This is a genomic window from Sinimarinibacterium arenosum, assembly GCF_005047655.1.
GTDB lineage: Bacteria > Pseudomonadota > Gammaproteobacteria > Nevskiales > Nevskiaceae > Solimonas.
On sequence record NZ_SUKF01000001.1, the window covers coordinates 24,182 to 38,138 of the forward strand.

Genomic DNA, 13,957 nt, shown 5'->3' on the forward strand with positions numbered 1-13,957 from the left:
CCATGGCCGATGGCGTTCTGTCCGGGCTGAGTGTGCTGGTGACACGACCGGCGCACCAGGCGGATGCCCTGTGCCGGGCACTCGAAGAACGCGGCGCGCGGGTGGCACGGCTGCCGCTGCAGGCGGTCGAGCCGACTCGGCACGCGGCGCAGGTTGCGCGCGTGTTGCAGCAGTGGCGTGACGCGCAGGTCTGGATTTTCACCAGTGTCAACGCCGTACGTTTTGCGCGCCAGCTCGATGCCGGTGTCTGGCCGACGGCAGCGATCGCAGTGGGTCCGGCAACGGCGGCGGCATTGCAGCAGCTGGGTATTGATCCGATCGTTCCCGACTCGCATGACAGCGAGGGCGTCCTGGCGCTGCCGGTACTGCAACAGGTGCGTGCGGCACGCATCCTGATCGTGACGGGTGAGGGGGGGCGCGATCTGCTGCAACGCAGTCTGCGCGCGCACGGGGCCGAAGTTGAACGCGCCGAGGTGTATCGCCGCGTACATCTGCCACATGCGCCCGACGCCGTCGCTGCCGCGCTGCAGGATATCGATGTCGCCTTGGTCGGAAATGGCGAAGCGCTGCAGCGTCTGGTGACGCTGACGCCGGAGCCACAGCGCGCGCAGTTGTTGCGGCTGCAGCTGGTTGTGCCAAGCCTGCGTGTGGTAGAACAAGCGACTGCCCTGGGCTTTGCCCGGCCGCCACTGGTCCCCGATCAGATGGCCGATTCGGCATTCGTGCGGTGCCTGGAACAGTGGTACAGCACCCCCACCGATGAGAGGAGTTCATGACCGACGACAAGACCGCTGCCGAGCCTGCACCGCACACGCCGCAGGTATCAGCGCCGTCCTCGGCCAGCCCGGCAGCCGATCCGGCTGCAAAGCCGAAGCCTGCTGCCGATTCCCCGGAGCCATCAACCGCCAAGACAGATGCGGACAAGGCGGTCTCGGCGAAAGTGGATCCCAAAGTTGATTCCAAGGCTGAAACCCAGGCGGCCGCGGCGTCCAAGGCGCGGCCGAGCACCGCCGTGGTCCCTCCTGCAGCACCACGGCAGCGTTCGGCATGGCCCTGGGTTTTGCTGCTGTTTCTGGTCGTGGTCGCCGGGGTTGGCGCGGCGGCGTGGTATGGCAGCCACTACCTGTGGGGCGAATTTGCCGCGCGGGACGAGAAAATCAGTGCGCTGACGCAGACCGTCGAGGCCCTGCAGGCGCAGGCCGCGCAAACGCAACAGCGCGTTGCGGATCAGACGCCGCAGCTGCAGCGCAATGCTGCGAGTGTGGCGCGTCTGGGCGAACGCATGGATGCGCAAGATGCAGCGGTGGGCGCCATGCGTGAAGAGCTCAGTGGCGGACGCCTGCGTGTACAGCTTGCGATCGTCGAACAGCTGCTGGTGCTGGCGGCGGATCGCTTGCAGGTTGCGCGGGATGTTCCTGCGGCACTGACCGCGCTGCAGGCCGCGGATGATCATCTGGCCGCGATGAAGGATCCCCGGGTATTTGCGGTACGACAGGCGATTGCCGATGAGCGCGCCGCGCTGCGTGCAGTGGCCTTGCCCGACGAAACCGGCATCGCGCTGACCTTGGCGAGTCTGTCGGCGCGGGCGGCGCAATTGCCATTCGTGGCCCGTTTGCCGGATCACTTCAGCGCTGTGCCGACCGCGGCGGCGCCCGTCAGTGAAACGGCGACGCGTTGGCAGCAACTGTGGCTGTCGATCCGCACAGTGCTGTCCAGCATGTTCACGATCCGTCGTGATGCCGGCCCTTCGCCGACCCTGCTGTCGGTCGAGCAGGAAGGCTTGATCGTGCAGGTGCTGACCTTGAAGCTCGAGGGGGCGCGGCTGTCGTTGTTGCGTGGGGACAGTGCCGGCTTCCGCGAATACTGCGAATCCGCCGTCGCCTGGCTTGACGACTACTTCCGCGGTGAAGATTCCGGCGTGCAGGCCGCGCGTGCCGAGTTGCTGCGCTTGCAGCAGGTGCAGCTGAGTCCGCCGCTGCCCGAAGTCGGGCGCAGTCTTGAATTGCTGCGTCAGCACCTGGAGTCCGAACCGCAATGATCAGGTGGCTGCTGATCGGCGTGCTGGTGCTGGCACTGGGCGCCGCGACCGCGTATTTCCTGCGTCCCGAAACCGGCTATGTGCTGGTCAGCTTCCATGGCTGGATCGTCGAGACCTCGGTACTGGGGCTGGTGATCAGCTTGGTTGTCGGCATGCTCGGTGTCTGGTTGCTGCTGCGCTTCGTCAGCGGCAGTGTGAGTCTGCCGTGGACCGTGCGCAGCGCGCTGGATCGACGTCGGCGCGATCGAGCCCAGACTTCGTTCGAGTCCGGCTTGTTGCATCTGCTCGAGGGCAACTGGAAGCGCGCCGAGATCGAGCTGGTGCGCCGTGCTGCGGACCACCATGCCGCGCACCTGAACTACCTGGCGGCGGCGCGCGCGGCGCAGCGCCTCGGCGCTGCGGCACGGCGTGACCGCTACCTCGATCTGGCGCTGTCGCTGGCGCCGGAGATGCAACGCGCGACGCTGCTGACGCAGGCGGAACTGCAGCTCGAGCGCGGCGAAGCCGTGTCGGCACGGCACACGCTGGAACGCCTGCGTGCGGTGGATGCCAAGCATCCGTATGCGATGGCCCTGCAGGCCGAGAGTCTGTTCCGGATGGGGGAATGGGAAGACCTGCGCGTGCTGCTCAGCAGTGATGCTGCGACACAAGCGCTGACTTCCGCGCGTCGCCGCGAAATGCTCGAACGCTGCCTGATCGAGCGCATGAGCGCTGCCGAGCAGGAGGCGCGACTCGATCAGCTGAAGGCGCTGTGGGATGCCAGTCCGCGCGAGGCGCGGCAGTGGCCGGCGGTGCGCGCGCACTACGCGCAGAGTCTGCTGCGCCTGAACGCGCAGGCGGACGCACTGGCGGTCGCCACCGAGACGCTGAACCGCGAGTGGGATGCGTCGCTGGCGAAGGTCTATGGCGAAGCCGTTTCAGGTGACGCGCTGGGACAGCTCGCCTCCGTCGAACAATGGCTGTCACGCTACGGCGAACGTCCCGAGCTGCTGATTGCAGCGGGGCATGCGTGCTTGCGCAATCGCTTGTGGGGCAAGGCGCGCAGTTATCTGGAGGCAGTTATCCGCGAGACGCCGTCAGCGGCTGCCTATCTGGCACTGGCGCAGATCTGCGAGGCAACACAGAAACCCGAGGAGGCGGTGGCGTATTACCGCCAGGGCCTGCAGGCACAGGCGCTGATCGCGCCACAGTCCGGCAATCCCTTGGCTCAGCCGACGCCCGGCCAGGTTTCAAAAGCGTAGTCGAAGGCGTCGTAGAACAGCTGATCCGGATCGCCGCCGGCAGCAATGAACGCGTCTTTGCCGGCGCGTACCATCGCCGGGGGGCCGGACAGATACGCCGCATGGGTGTGCAAGTCGGCGTGATCGCGCAGCGCCGCGGCATGGACGAAGCCGGTGGCCCCATTCCAGCCGGTGTCCGGCTCGGACAGAACCGGCCGATATGCAAACTGCGGGTGCGCCTGCGCCAACTGCGTCAACTCGGCGTCCAGATACAGATCCCGCTGAGCGCGTACGCCCCAGTACAGGTGCACCGGACGCTGCGACTGTGGCAGTAGCGACTGCAGCATCGCGCGCAGTGGCGCGATCCCGGTACCGCCGGCGATCATCACGATCGGTCGCGTGTCCTCGCGCAGGTAGAACGCGCCAAGCGGTCCTTCGAAACGCAGCATCGCGCGATCGGGCATTTCGTGCGCAGCCCACTGCGCGAAGCGACCGCCCGGAGTCACCCGCACATGCAATTCGATGAATTCGCCGTTGGGCGCATTGGCGATCGAAAAGCTGCGGCGGCGGCCGTCATCGAGCAGCAGATCAATGTACTGGCCCGGCAGATAGTGCAGGGTCTTGCCCTTGGGCAGTTTCAGCTGCAGCCGGAGTACGTCGTGCGCCAGCCACGAGCGCATCTGGACCCGGCAGGGCCAGATTTGCGGACGCAGCGCATCCAGATCGGCCGGCTGATGCAGGTCGATGCGCAGATCGCTCTGCGGCTGTGCCAGACACATCAGGATATAGCCGGCATCGATTTCCGCGGTGGACAGGGCAGGCGGTGGCAATCGATGGGCGACGTTGCCATCAAGCAGGCGCACGCGGCACGAAGCGCAGCCCCCAGACTGACAGCCGAACGGCAGCGCCAGATGCTGGCGCAGGCCGGCCTGCAGGATGGTTTCGTCGGGCTCGACCGTGAAGCTCTGCGGCCGGTCCGACAGGTACACTCGATAGCTCATGAATCGAACCCATCCCGCGTTATCTGATTCCGCCTGGGCGGAAAGTCCGCCGCCGAGCCTGATCGCCGGTTGCGGCGACATCGGCCTGCGCGTGTCACAGCGCCTGCGGCAATGCGGCGGCGAGGTTACGGCAATCGTGCGCGACCCGCAAAAGGCCTCAGCACTGGAGCGTGGTGGATGCCAGGTACGCATCGAGAATCTCGATCGCCCCAGCGACGCCGGTGACTGGCCGCTGTTGTTCTGGTTTGCACCGCCCCCGGTGCAAGGTGTCGAAGACACACGCTTGCGCGCTTGGCTGGCCGCGCAGCGCGGACGCATACGGCGGGTGATCTACATCTCGACTTCCGGCGTCTACGGCGATTGCGAAGGGCGCTGGATCGACGAGAACGCCGCACTGCGGCCGCAAAGCGATCGAGCCCGGCGCCGCGTTGACGCCGAGGCTGCGTGGGCGCAGTGGGCGCAGTGCTCCGGCGCCGAAGTGATCACTTTGCGCGTTCCCGGCATCTATGGGCCGGGGCGTTGGCCGCTGGAGCGGTTACGCCAGGGTATGCCGGTATTGCGCCCGGAGGATTCGCCGTGGAGCAACCGCATTCACGCGGACGATCTCGCGCAGGCGGCAGTACTGGCGGCGCAACGCGGGCAGGCCGGGCGAGCCTACAACGTTGCCGACGGCACGCCGACGACGATGTGCGATTACTTCACGCGCTGTGCCCGGGCATTCGGTCTGCCGCAGCCGGAACAGGTTGACCGTGATACCGCGCAGCGGATTTTCACACCGGCGATGTGGTCATTCATGGAGGAGTCCAAACGGCTGCTGATCGATCGCGCACGTACCGAACTGGGTTTCGTGCCGCAGTATCCGGACCTGGCCAGCGGTCTGGCCGATGTTTCGGCCTCGGATCGCTGAGCTAGAATCCGCGGCAACGGGCGCCAGCTGCCCGACAACAGGGAGTGTGGCGCCATGAGTCTGGTCAGCGAGTTCAAGCAGTTTGCATTGCGCGGCAACGTGGTTGATCTGGCGATCGGCGTTGTGATAGGCGCGGCCTTTGGCAAGATCGTTTCGTCTCTGGTGGGCGATGTGATCATGCCGGTGATCGGGCTGCTGGTCGGCGGTATCGATTTTTCCGACCTGGCGATCACCTTGCGCGCGGCTGAGGGCGACCAGGCGGCGGTATTGCTGAGTTATGGCAAGTTGGTCCAGCAGATCGTCGACTTCGTGCTAGTCGCGGGTGCGGTGTTTGCGGTGGTGAAGTTGATGAACCGGCTCAAGCGCAAAGAAGAGGCTGCACCGCCGCCAGCTCCGCCGGCGCCGAGTGCCGAAGAAAAGCTGCTGACGGAGATCCGCGATCTATTGAAGGCGCGCTGAAGTTTGCGCGTGCGGCTTAGCTGACGGCCTTGAGCCGGGTACGCGGTCGCGGTTTCAGCGCTTCGTGCTCGCGTTGCTTGAGCAGCTTCAGGCAGTCCTCGAAGGTGCGCGAGATCCGCGTCTGATTGCGGATGCGCTCCAGTTTGGGCCAGGTCGCACGCTCGCCTGAGCGGATATAGCGCTGGATGTCCTCCGGGTCCGGATTGGAGAACACGCGCAGGAATCGCTGTGGCGTGCTGCGCGGGTACAGATTGATATCACCCGAATAACGCTGGCGCACGATGTTGTCGATCTTGTGCAGCATGCGGCCGCCACCGTAAGGATCCAGATGCTTGCGCGCCAGTCGCAGCGCGCCGGTGCCGCTGGTCTTGACCAGCTCCGCGGCCAGGGGTGCCAAGCCGCGACGCTGTGACTGCTCACGATCGATCTGTGCCATGAACGGCACGATGTGCGGATTGGTCTGACTGACGATGTAATGGTTGATGTTGTGCAGGCGCGCGAGCCGCAGCATCGGCAGATCTGATGACAGCGAGCCGTCGATCCAGCGCTTGCCGGGCATGTACGGAATGACATCGCCAGCGAAGCTGCGGGCTTCCAGCATCACCGGCGGAAATACACCGGGGACTGCGCAGGAGGCCAGCACCGCGCGTCGCATCATCACGTGCGGAGCCGTCAGATAGTTGAGGATGCGGCCCTGCTGGTGCGGATCGGCGGGCGAGACAGTGATGCAGATGATGCGACCGGTACGATCGAAGGCTTCCGAAAAGGTGTACTCGCCGATATTGGTGGCCAGGCAGCGTTCGAGCTGATCGCCGCTCATCATCGCGCCGCCGCGCAGTGCTTCGCGCAGGCCCAGCGACTGGAACGCGTCCAGGTTCAGACCGCCGGGTTCGAACAGCTGGTCGATCTCGTGATCCAGATGGGTGCCGACCGTACTGGCGATGATCGACCCGGCAGATGAGCCGGACAGCACGCGCGGCAGCAGGCGTTCGCCGTGGAGGGCCTTGATCACGCCCAGATGGAACATGCCCAGAGTGCCGCCACCGGACAGCATCAGAGCCGAACGCCCGAACGCCGTCGCGGTACGTTTGAAGAACTGAATCTTCTGCTCGAAGTTGAAGTCGGGGAAATCGCCAGCGCAGATGAAGTCGAGGCAGCGCGAGACTTCCTTGACGTAGTCCTCGATCAGGCGCTTGGTGCCGAAACGCGCAACGGTATACAGACCCGGGTGTGAAATGTTGCCGAGATTGCCGTGCAGGCCTTCGTACAGGTCGAACGCCAGCTGACGCGCGTCGCCACGCGCACGCAGGCGTCGTAGCTCGGCCAAACGTTCGCGGATCAGCAGATAGTCGAAGTCGTCGCTGGTCTCGTCGTGCTTCCAGGCGTCTGTCCCTTCGAGCTGATCCAACTCCTGCGCGATTTCGCTCCACGCCCGATAATCCGGTGCGTTGTCCAGATCGCGGCGACGCTGCGCGACCATTTTGCGGGTCATTCGAGGGGGAGCTCTCATTGCAACCGAGTGTAAGACATTTTGTGCACTGCGGAAGAATGTGCCACGCCGATTACCCCACCGGGTACCGCCGCTGGTCTGGCGGAAATGATCAACACATTGAAACGGATAGGAATTCTTAATGGACCCCGTGATTTTGGTGCTGCTATGGCTGGCGGTGGTCGCGTTGGTCGCGGTCGGCCTGGCCGGTGCGGTCTTGCCGGCGTTGCCGGGTGTGCCGATGGTCTTCATCGGCTTGTGGCTGGCCGCGTGGATCGATCACTACGAGCGCGTCGGCATGGTCACGCTGATTGTTCTGGGCGTGTTGGTCGCGATCGCGATCGCGGTGGACTTCATCGCATCCGCGCTGGGTGCCAAGCGCGTCGGTGCCAGCCCGAAGGCGATCTGGGGCTCGATCCTCGGCAGTATCGTCGGCATGTTTTTCGGCCTGATCGGCATCGTGCTGGGGCCGTTCATCGGGGCCGTGCTCGGCGAACTGGCGGCGCGATCGAGCATGCAGCAGGCGGCCAATGTCGGCATCGCCACCTGGATGGGATTGCTGTTCGGTACGCTGGCCAAGCTCGCGCTGTCACTAACGATGCTGGGCGTGTTTGCATTTGCCTATCTGTTCTGAGGCTCGCGCAATCCCGCTGAGTCGTCAGAAACGTTCTCAGCGCGTCGGCACCTGCAGCTTCTGTCCGACGCGGATCATTGACGACTTGCCGAGATCGTTGGCGCCGCGCAGGTCGGCCACGCTGACATCGTAGCTGCGCGCGATTGAACTCAGAGTCTGGCCATTGCGCACGGTGTGAGTGCGGAATGCGGCAGCGCCGCGCCCCGGGATTGTCAGACGTTGGCCGATCTTGATCGTTGAAGAGCTCAGGTTGTTGCTGTTGCGCAGTGCCGCGACGCTGACGTTGTAGCGGCGTGCAATGGCACCCAAGGTGTCGCCGCTGCTGACGATATAGGTCGCCGGACCATCGGATTCGCGCAAGGCCTGCTTGCGTTCCTCACGCGTCAGCGACGGCTTGGATTCGCCGACGGCAACGGTGATCGGGCCCGGACGCGATTCCTCGTGCGGCGGGATCTTCAACACCTGACCGATGCGGATGCTGGTCGAACGCAGGCCATTGGCTTGCTGGATCTGCTTGGTCGATGTGCGGTAGTCACGCGCGAGCTTGCCCAGGGTTTCCCCGCGGCTGACCTTGTGCAGCAGATAGAACACCCGCTGTTGTTCGAAACGTTCATGACTGCCGAGGCGCGCGTAGCCCACCTCAAAATTGCGTGCCGATCCGGCGGGAATGCGGATCAGGTGCCCCGGAGGTACATACAGCTTGCCGCTGATGACCTCAGGGCGGTAGGCCGGATTGAGTCGCCGGAACAATTCATCGTCGGCACCACACAGCCGGCGCAGTGTTTCGTAAGGCACGTAATGCTGGGTTTCGACAACTTCGAACTGCAACGGCTCAAGCGCCGCTTCGTTCTGCTTCTGGCGCGCGGCCCGCTCGACGTCGACGGCTGCCAGGAACTCGGCATAGTAGTTCTTGCCGGCGAAACCGAAGCGCTTGGAATCGTAGCGATCGATCAGATCCAGTAGCGTCTTGCCATTGACCTGCTTCAAGCCGCGAGAGATGCCGCCGCGGCCATGGTTGTACGCGGTGATGGCGAGCGGCCAGTCGCCCAGCATGGCGTAGTCATCACGCAAGTGACGGGCTGCAGCGTCAGTCGAGGTCCACGGGTCACGCCGGTCGTCGACCACTTCGTTCAGGCGCATGTAGATCCGCGCTGACGACGGAATGAATTGCCAGATGCCTGCGGCGCCGGCCTTGGAATAGGCATCGAGATTGAAACTCGATTCGACCAGCGGCAAGCGTGTCAGCTCGGCGGGCATCTGATAGCCGAGAAACACTTTTTCCATGTAGGGCAGATAGCGGTCAGAAACGCGCAATGCTTTTTCGGTCCGCTCGCGCAGGCCGCGTTGCGAGCGAATCGTTCCGCGCAAGTCGGCAAACAGGTGATCGTCTTTGACATCCTTGAACAACACAAAGATGCGCCGTTCCTCGGCGTTCATCGTCTCCGGGTTCTGACGCTTCTTGTTGATCTGTGCGATCAGATCTTCCATCTGATCCTTGGCGTCGGACTCGGCCTGGCGCCGATATTTCGACAGCTGATTCTCATCCATTCGCGCGGCCTGGGGCCGGAAATCCAGCACGCGCAGGATCTTGTGCGGGTACGCGGTGGAGTGAATGACGCTTTCCTGCTCCGAGAATTCGCTGAAGATGCGGGTCCAGAAGCTGACCGCGGGCATCAGCGGTTCATAGCGTGGGAACAGGGTTGCGGTTTTGGCCTTGCCGGGTTCGGGCACCGCCGGGAACGCCACACTGGCAGGCGGATTCGCTGGCGGAACCTGCAGCAGTTCGGGCGGAGTGTCAGCCGCCTGCAAACTGGTGCAGAGCATGACCAGTACGGCGAAGAGACCACAGGATTGCGACCACTTCAGAGGCACGACCAAGCTTCCATGACGGCGACGCCGTCGATGCAACGAATTCATGCATCAATCTTAAAGAGCCCGCCCGGCAACAGCAATGTGACGTCTGCCCTGGCGGTGGACCCCGCTGCCCCCGTTTGCCCGCCCTGTCAGCTTTGCTGCCCCAAATTCAACGCGAAATCAAGATGCATCCACAGGATGTCGGCTGGCGCTGTCGCGCGCAGGATGTCAGTCCGTGATCCGTGCGGACGTCCGTGTACGGCCGCATCCAATTTCCCCCGGTTCATCGGCGGCCAGCCGAAGGAGACCCGCGTCATGAACGATTTCAATCGCGAGCTGCTGCTCGAGTCCAAACAGCTGGAGCGCTGCCCGTTCCCGATCCCGAGCGGTTGGTTTTTCGTCGACTTCTCGGACTCGCTGAAGCCCGGTGAGCTGCGCAACGTCGTTTTGTTCGATCAGGAATGGGTGCTGTTCCGCACCGAGTCAGGCCAGCCCGGCATGACCGATCCCTACTGCCCGCATCTGGGCGCGCACATGGGGCACGGTGGGTCCGTCGTTGGCGAGAATCTGCGTTGCCCGTTCCATCACTGGGAATACAACCGCGAAGGCTGGTGCAAGAACATCCCCTACGCCAAGGTCACGCCGCCGATTACCAAGAAGCAGGCGATTCTGCGTGCGCTGCCGATGGTCGACAAATACGGAATGATGTGGGCCTGGTTCCACCCCGAATGTGAAGTCCCGAGCTGGGAGCTGCCGTACATTCCGGAGCTTGAGGACGAGACCGGCTACACCGGTTCGCGTCGTGGCTCGTGGACGGCAGATACCTGCATCCAGGAAATCGCAGAGAACGGCGTCGATGTGGCGCACCTCAAGTTTCTGCACGGCGCCCCGATCATCCCGCCGGTTTCGGCGACCTATGACGGCCCGCGCATGAAGCTCGACATCGGTCAGGGTTACATCGTCGGTGACGTTTACGGTCCCGGGCTCAATGTCATGCGCTTCACCAAGGACGGCGTGACGGCGACGATGATCTCTTACACGCAGCCGGTGACGCTCGAAAAGAGCCGCATGAACATGAGCTTCCGCCACAAGGACTATGCGGAAGGCACGAAGGAAGCAATGATCGCCAAGCACCTTGTCGATCACATGATCGGTGCGGCTGAAGGCGAGGAAAGTGCCGGCTTCGAAAGCGTCGATTTCATTGTCTGGAACAACAAGAAGTATCGTCCGAAGCCGCTGCTGTGCGACGGCGATGGTCCGATTCTGCAGTTCCGCAAATGGTTCAAGCAGTTCTACCCCGGAATGGCCGAATAACCGGCGCAGGGTTGAATCGTCTGGATGACTTGCTGACGCACTCGTGCTGCCGGCACGAGTGCGTCGGTGTTTGTGGGCCGCAGCAATGTCGATAAGCGGAGAGTGGTGATGGCAGAGGTACGGGTGAAGGGGCGCGATGGAACGGAGCTGACGCTGGATGCGCCAGACGGGCGTCCGCTGATGGACATCCTGCGCGATTCCGGCACCGGCGTTGAAGGAACCTGTGGCGGCATGTGCTCCTGCGGCACCTGTCACGTCTACGTTGACGCGGCGTGGGTCGATCGCTTGCCACCCAAGAGTGAAGACGAGGACATGATGCTCGAGGCACTGGGTGAGGTGGTCGAGCTGCGGCCGAATTCACGTCTGTCATGCCAGATCGAGATCAGCGATGAACTCGCCGGGCTGAGCGTCGAGATCGGTCCGGCAGCGTAGTTCGGTTCAGCGCCGGCCGATATGTCGGCGGCGGGATTGATACTCTATACGGCCCGACTGCCACGTCGCCGAGGCAACCATGGTCCAGCCGTTCCCGAGTATCGAGCCGTTTCGCGTGCAGCGCCTGCGGGTGTCCGAGCTGCATGAGTTGTACGTCGAGGAATGCGGAAACCCTGCGGGCACCCCGGTCGTGTTCGTTCATGGCGGGCCCGGTGGTGGCGTCGAACCCTGGCACCGTCAATTCTTCAATCCGCAGAAATACCGCATCGTATTGTTCGACCAGCGCGGTTGCGGCCGCTCTACCCCGCACGCCGAACTGCGTGAGAACACGACCTGGGATCTGGTCGCGGACATGGAGAAGATCCGCGAGCAGCTGGGCATCCAGCGCTGGGTCGTCTTTGGCGGCTCGTGGGGATCGACGCTGGCACTGACCTATGCAGTCACGCATCCGCGCCGCTGCGCCGCGCTGATTCTGCGCGGCATCTTCCTGCTGCGCGAAGCCGAGATTCGCTGGTTCTATCAGGAAGGCGCGAGCTGGATCTATCCGGATGCCTGGGCGCACTACGAAGCGGCCATTCCGGCCGACGAACGTGGTGACTACGTCAAGGCCTATTACAAGCGCCTGACCAGTCCGGACCCGACGGTGCGCAGCGCAGCGGCGAAGGCCTGGAGTATCTGGGAAGGTTCGACCAGCAAGCTGTTTCCGAGTCCGGAGATGGCGGCACGCTTTGGCGAAGACCGCTTTGCCGAGGCCTTCGCGCGGATCGAGTGCCACTATTTCATCAACAAGGGCTTCTTCGAGTCAGACTGTTTTCTACTCGACAACGTCTACAAGATCCGCGACATCCCCGGTGTGATCGTGCAGGGCCGTTACGACGTGGTCTGCCCGATGCGCTCGGCCTGGGATCTGCACCGCGCCTGGCCGGAAGCCGAATTTTCGGTGGTTGCTGACGCCGGGCACGCGGCCAGCGAGCCGGGCATCCTCGGGCGCCTGCTGGATGCCACGGAGCGTTTCACCGCCGCCTGCCCTGAGCAACAGGCGGCGGTGCATCAGCCACCTGGGTAGCCGTAACTGCTCTGAATGCCCAGGGGCAGGCCCAGCGTCCAGTACAGCAGCAGGAACACCGTCCAGATCAGCAGGAAGCCCATCGAGTACGGCAGCATCATCGCCGTCAGCGTGCCGATGCCGGTGGATTTTACATAGCGCTGGCAGAACACCACCACCAGCGGAAAGTACGGCATCAGCGGTGTGATGATGTTGGTGCTGGAGTCGCCGACGCGGTAGGCCGCCTGCGACAGATCCGGCGAGATGCCCAGCTGCATCAGCATCGGCACGAAGATCGGGGACAGCAGTGCCCATTTTGCCGAGGCAGAGCCGACGAAAAGATTGATGAAGCCGGTGAGCAGCACGATGCCGGCAATCGTCAGCGTCGCAGGCAGGGCCATAGCCTGCAGCAGTGCGGCACCTTCGAGCGCCAGCAGCACCCCGAGGTTGGACTGCCCGAAGGCGTAGATGAACTGCGCGATGAAGAACATGATCACCAGGTAATAGCCCATGCCTGCCATGGACTTGCTCATGCCGGCGATCACGTCGCGTGAGTTGCGCACGGAGCCCGCCATTACGCCGTAGACGAGCCCCGGCAGCAGGAACAGCAGGAAGATCAGCGGGACGATCGAACGCATCAGTGGCGCCGCGCCGGAAGCGAGCGAGCCGTCCGGTCCGCGCCATGCTGAATCCTGCGGCAGTGAGGTCAGCAGCAGCGCCAGCAGGCCCAGACCCATTGCGATCAGCGCCCCGGCCAGCGCGCGGCGTTCCCCGGGCGCCAGCGGCGTCATCTGCGGCAGATCCTGCAGCTCGCCGTCGAGCTCGGTGTGGCGCAGGCGGGGCTCCACCAGCTTGTCGGTGATCAGCCAGCCGAGGCCGGTGATCAGCAGCGCCGAGGCGGTGGTGAAGAAGTAGTTGTTCAGCGGGTTGAGCACGATCTCGGGATCGAGAATGCGCGCCCCGGCCTGTGACAGGCCTTGCAGCATCGGGTCCAGCGCCGAAGGCACGAAGTTGGCCGAAAAGCCGCCGGAGACGCCGGCGAAGGCCGCGGCGATGCCCGCCAGCGGGTGACGCCCAGCAGCGTAGAAGATCACGCCACCCAACGGAATCACCAGCACGTAGCCGGCGTCGACCGCCGAATGGCTGACGATGCCCACCAGAATGACCATGGGCGTCAGCAACCAGCGCGCGGTGACGCCGAGCAGGGCGCGCAAGCCGGCATTGATGAATCCAGTGTGTTCGGCAACGCCGATGCCCAGCATCGCCACCAGCACGACGCCGACCGGATGGAAGTGCGCGAAGTTGTTGACCATTGCTGACAGGAAGGCGGTGAGCGCGGCCGGGGCCAACATGTTGTTGACCCGCAAGGCTTCGCCGCTGCGGGGATCCGTCACGCCGAATTCGATGCCGGACAGCGTCCACGACAACAGCCACACCAGGAACAGCAGCGCCACGAACAGCATCGCCGGGTCCGGCAGACGATTGCCGACCCGTTCCACCACGCCGAGCAGACGCTCCAGTATCCCGGCCCCTTCAGGCTTTGTGTGTGCCACGAATCCCCCGA

Annotated in this window: 13 protein-coding genes; 9 read left to right on the forward strand and 4 right to left on the reverse strand. The window is 64.0% G+C overall.

What is annotated here, in order from left to right; translation table 11 throughout:
• Positions 1–2: 2 nt before the first annotated feature.
• From E4T66_RS00110 to E4T66_RS00120, 3 genes are read left to right on the forward strand one after another with little or no spacing between them, the layout of a single operon-like run.
• Positions 3–776, forward strand: a complete 774-nt coding sequence (locus tag E4T66_RS00110) for a uroporphyrinogen-III synthase (protein WP_136846892.1) — start codon at positions 3–5, stop codon at positions 774–776.
• Positions 773–2,038 (forward strand): uroporphyrinogen-III C-methyltransferase, encoded by a 1,266-nt coding sequence (locus E4T66_RS00115; protein ID WP_136846893.1) that lies wholly within the window; start codon positions 773–775, stop codon positions 2,036–2,038. The genes E4T66_RS00110 and E4T66_RS00115 overlap by 4 nt, the downstream gene beginning before the upstream one ends.
• Entirely contained in the window at positions 2,035–3,279 is a 1,245-nt protein-coding gene (locus tag E4T66_RS00120) for a heme biosynthesis HemY N-terminal domain-containing protein (RefSeq protein ID WP_136846894.1), read from the forward strand. The genes E4T66_RS00115 and E4T66_RS00120 overlap by 4 nt, the downstream gene beginning before the upstream one ends.
• Here the strand turns inward: E4T66_RS00120 and E4T66_RS00125 are convergent.
• A complete protein-coding gene (locus tag E4T66_RS00125) occupies positions 3,246–4,259 on the reverse strand; it encodes a 2Fe-2S iron-sulfur cluster-binding protein (protein WP_136846895.1) in 1,014 nt (337 codons plus the stop codon). The two genes, E4T66_RS00120 and E4T66_RS00125, sit on opposite strands and share 34 nt — an antisense overlap.
• Between E4T66_RS00125 and E4T66_RS00130 the strand changes: the two genes are divergently transcribed.
• Together E4T66_RS00130 and mscL are read left to right on the forward strand one after the other, a co-directional pair.
• Entirely contained in the window at positions 4,258–5,166 is a 909-nt protein-coding gene (locus E4T66_RS00130; RefSeq protein WP_136846896.1) for an NAD-dependent epimerase/dehydratase family protein, read from the forward strand. The two genes, E4T66_RS00125 and E4T66_RS00130, sit on opposite strands and share 2 nt — an antisense overlap.
• 54 nt (positions 5,167–5,220) lie before the next feature.
• Complete coding sequence (mscL, locus tag E4T66_RS00135; protein ID WP_136846897.1) at positions 5,221–5,625, forward strand: large-conductance mechanosensitive channel protein MscL; 405 nt, start codon at positions 5,221–5,223, stop codon at positions 5,623–5,625.
• A gap of 16 nt (positions 5,626–5,641) precedes the next feature.
• Here mscL and E4T66_RS00140 read toward each other — a convergent pair whose 3' ends face one another.
• Positions 5,642–7,117, reverse strand: coding sequence for a DUF3336 domain-containing protein (locus tag E4T66_RS00140; RefSeq protein ID WP_248679313.1), 1,476 nt, complete (start codon positions 7,115–7,117; stop codon positions 5,642–5,644).
• 139 nt (positions 7,118–7,256) lie between these two features.
• Here E4T66_RS00140 and E4T66_RS00145 point away from each other — a divergent pair, with 139 nt between their 5' ends.
• Positions 7,257–7,748 carry a DUF456 domain-containing protein gene (locus E4T66_RS00145; protein WP_136846899.1) on the forward strand — a complete coding sequence of 164 codons (492 nt, stop codon included), beginning with the start codon at positions 7,257–7,259 and terminating at the stop codon, positions 7,746–7,748.
• 36 nt (positions 7,749–7,784) lie between these two features.
• Here the strand turns inward: E4T66_RS00145 and E4T66_RS00150 are convergent, their stop codons facing one another.
• Complete coding sequence (locus tag E4T66_RS00150; protein ID WP_136846900.1) at positions 7,785–9,620, reverse strand: lytic transglycosylase domain-containing protein; 1,836 nt, start codon at positions 9,618–9,620, stop codon at positions 7,785–7,787.
• A 297-nt stretch (positions 9,621–9,917) separates the two neighbouring features.
• Here E4T66_RS00150 and E4T66_RS00155 point away from each other — a divergent pair, with 297 nt between their 5' ends.
• From E4T66_RS00155 to pip, 3 genes are all read left to right on the forward strand, one after another.
• A complete protein-coding gene (locus E4T66_RS00155) occupies positions 9,918–10,916 on the forward strand; it encodes a Rieske 2Fe-2S domain-containing protein (RefSeq protein WP_136846901.1) in 999 nt (332 codons plus the stop codon).
• Between the two features lie 108 nt (positions 10,917–11,024).
• Positions 11,025–11,348 (forward strand): 2Fe-2S iron-sulfur cluster-binding protein, encoded by a 324-nt coding sequence (locus tag E4T66_RS00160; protein WP_136846902.1) that lies wholly within the window; start codon positions 11,025–11,027, stop codon positions 11,346–11,348.
• Between the two features lie 79 nt (positions 11,349–11,427).
• Positions 11,428–12,414 carry a prolyl aminopeptidase gene (gene pip, locus E4T66_RS00165; protein WP_136846903.1) on the forward strand — a complete coding sequence of 329 codons (987 nt, stop codon included), beginning with the start codon at positions 11,428–11,430 and terminating at the stop codon, positions 12,412–12,414.
• On the opposite strand, the gene E4T66_RS00170 is transcribed toward pip, so the two are convergent.
• The gene (locus E4T66_RS00170; protein ID WP_136846904.1) at positions 12,399–13,946 is read right to left on the reverse strand and encodes an AbgT family transporter; all 1,548 of its coding nucleotides are present in this window, start codon (positions 13,944–13,946) and stop codon (positions 12,399–12,401) included. The two genes, pip and E4T66_RS00170, sit on opposite strands and share 16 nt — an antisense overlap.
• Positions 13,947–13,957 lie beyond the last annotated feature (11 nt).